Source organism: Bradyrhizobium sp., assembly GCF_019242285.1.
GTDB lineage: Bacteria > Pseudomonadota > Alphaproteobacteria > Rhizobiales > Xanthobacteraceae > Bradyrhizobium.
Genome location: NZ_JAFAVV010000088.1, coordinates 1 through 2,519, shown reverse-complemented (window position 1 = coordinate 2,519; position 2,519 = coordinate 1). Strand labels below are relative to the sequence as shown.

Here is a 2,519-nt window from a genome sequence, read left to right as displayed (position 1 = left end):
GGCATCGCGCGCGATCTTTCCGCCGCCGACATGGGCAAGTTCAAGGACCCCGCCATCAAGCCGGTGAAGGGCCAGTTCCCCTGCCCGGTCAAAGTGACGATCGAGGATGCGGACCTCTGTCCCGGCTTTGCTCTGAGGCTCGTGCGCGGCGTCAGGAACGGCCCGTCGCCACCATGGCTGCAGAAGCGGCTGACTGCGATCGGGCTGCGGCCGATCAATGCGCTGGTCGACATCACGAACTTCATGACCTTCGACCGCTCGCGGCCGCTGCACGTGTTCGACGCCAGGAAGGTCAAGGGCAATCTCGTGGTGCGCCGCGCCCGCGAGGGCGACGCGCTGCTCGCGCTCGACGGCCGCACCTACACGCTCGATGGCGATATCTGCGTCATCGCCGACGACAACGGCGTCGAATCGCTCGCCGGCATCATGGGCGGCGAGGCGTCGGGCTGCGACGAGAGCACCACCGACGTGCTGATCGAATCGGCGCTGTGGAACGAAATCAACATCGCCCAGACCGGCCGCAAGCTCGGCGTCAACTCCGATGCGCGCTACCGCTTCGAGCGTGGCGTCGATCCGGCCTTCATGGTGCCGGGGCTGGAGCTCGCCACCCGGATGGTGATGGAGATCTGCGGCGGCACGCCGTCCGAGAACGTGGTGGCCGGCAAGCGGTTCGGCGACGAGCGCGTGATCGATTTCCCGCTCTCGGAGGTCAAGCGTCTCGCCGGCCTGGACGTGCCGCTGCCGGAGATGCGCAGCATCCTGAACCGGCTCGGCTTCATGATGGCCGGCACCGGCACCGTGATGAAGGTCGCGATTCCGAGCTGGCGTTCTGACGTGCACGGCAAGGCCGACATCGTCGAGGAGATCGTGCGCATCGTCGGCGTCGACAAGGTGCCGGAGACGCCGTTCGAGCGCGGCGAGGCGCCGCGCAAGCCGGTGCTGACGCCGATCCAGACGCGTACCCGGCGCGCCAAGCGCGCACTCGCTGCGCGCGGCATGGTCGAGGCGGTGACCTGGTCGTTCATCTCGCACCAGGCGGCCGAGCTGTTCGACGGCGGCAAGGCCGAGCTCGTGCTCGCCAACCCGATCTCCGCCGACCTCTCCGACATGCGGCCGAGCCTCCTGCCCGGGCTGATCGCGGCCGCCCAGGCCAACGCCGATCGTGGGCTTGGCGACGTCGCGCTGTTCGAGGTCGGACAGATCTTCCGTGGCGACCGTCCTGAGGACCAGTTCATCGCCGCCGCCGGAATCCGGCACGGCTACGCGTCGTCGCAGGGGCTCGGCCGGCACTGGTCCGGTTCGGCGAAGGCGGATGGGTTCGACGCCAAGGCCGACGCACTGGCGGTGCTGGCCGCAGCAGGCGCCTCGGTGCAAGCCCTGCAAATCATCCCGGGCGGCGCATCATGGCTGCATCCAGGCCGTTCAGGCACGATCCAGCTCGGGCCGCACAACGTGTTCGGCACGTTCGGCGAGGTGCATCCGCGCACGCTGGAGGCGCTGCGCGCCGACGGGCCGCTGATGGCGTTCGAGGTGATTCTCGATCGCGTCCCGCAGGGCAAGCCGAAGCCGACCCGCGCCAAGCCGCTGCTCGAGCTGTCCGCCTTCCAGCCGGTAGCGCGCGACTTCGCCTTCATCGTCGATCGCAAGGTGAAGGCCGGCGACATCGTGCGCGCGGCGCAGGGTGCCGACAAAAAGCTCATCACGGACGTCACCGTATTCGACGTCTATGAGGGCAAGGGCATCGACGACGGCCGCAAGTCGATCGCGATCACCGTCACCCTGCAGCCGCGCGAGAAGACCATGACGGACGAGGAGATCGACGCGGTGGGGACGAAGGTCGTCGCCGAGGTGACCAAGAAGACCGGCGCTGTCCTGAGGGGATGATGCCGGGCGGCATGACGCTCGCAAATTTCGTCCCGGCAGAGATCGGCCTTCGCGCGGCGCTCGCGATCCTGGCGATCGCCCTGCTCGCGGGCACGGCGCGCGGTTTCTCCGGCTTCGGCTCGGCGTTGATCTTCATGCCGCTGGCGAGCAGCATCGCGCCGCCCCGCCTCGTCGCCGCGCTGCTGCTGATCATCGATTTCGTCGCTGCGGCGCCGCTGCTGCCGAATGCCTGGGAAAAGGCGGATCGCGGCGCGACCGCCATCATCGTCGTCGGCGCGCTGATCGGCGTGCCGCTCGGCACCTATTTCCTGAACGTGCTCGACCCGGTGACGACGCGCTGGATCATTTCGGGCTTCGTCGCCGCGCTGCTCATGCTGCTGCTCTCCGGCTGGCGCTACCGCGGCGGCGACCATGCCGCGCTCTCGGTCGGGATCGGCGCGTTGTCCGGCTTCTGCAGCGGGCTGGCGCAGACCGGCGGGCCGCCGATCGTTGGCTACTGGCTCGGTCGGCCGATCGCCTCGGAGGTGGCGCGCGCCAACATCCTGCTGTTCTTCGGCGCCTCCGATTTCTTCTCGGTCGTCAGCTACGCGACCACCGGACTGATCACGCTCGATGCCATCAAGCTCTCGCTGGTG

General features: G+C 68.6%; 2 protein-coding genes. Both read left to right on the top strand.

Features of this window, described 5'->3' with window-relative positions; genetic code table 11:
* Positions 1–1,884, top strand: a 1,884-nt coding sequence (gene pheT / locus JOY90_RS03560; RefSeq protein WP_291689787.1) for a phenylalanine--tRNA ligase subunit beta, incomplete at its 5' end; no start/stop codon positions are given.
* Between the two features lie 11 nt (positions 1,885–1,895).
* Positions 1,896–2,519, top strand: a 624-nt coding sequence (locus JOY90_RS03555) for a sulfite exporter TauE/SafE family protein (protein WP_291689786.1), incomplete at its 3' end; no start/stop codon positions are given.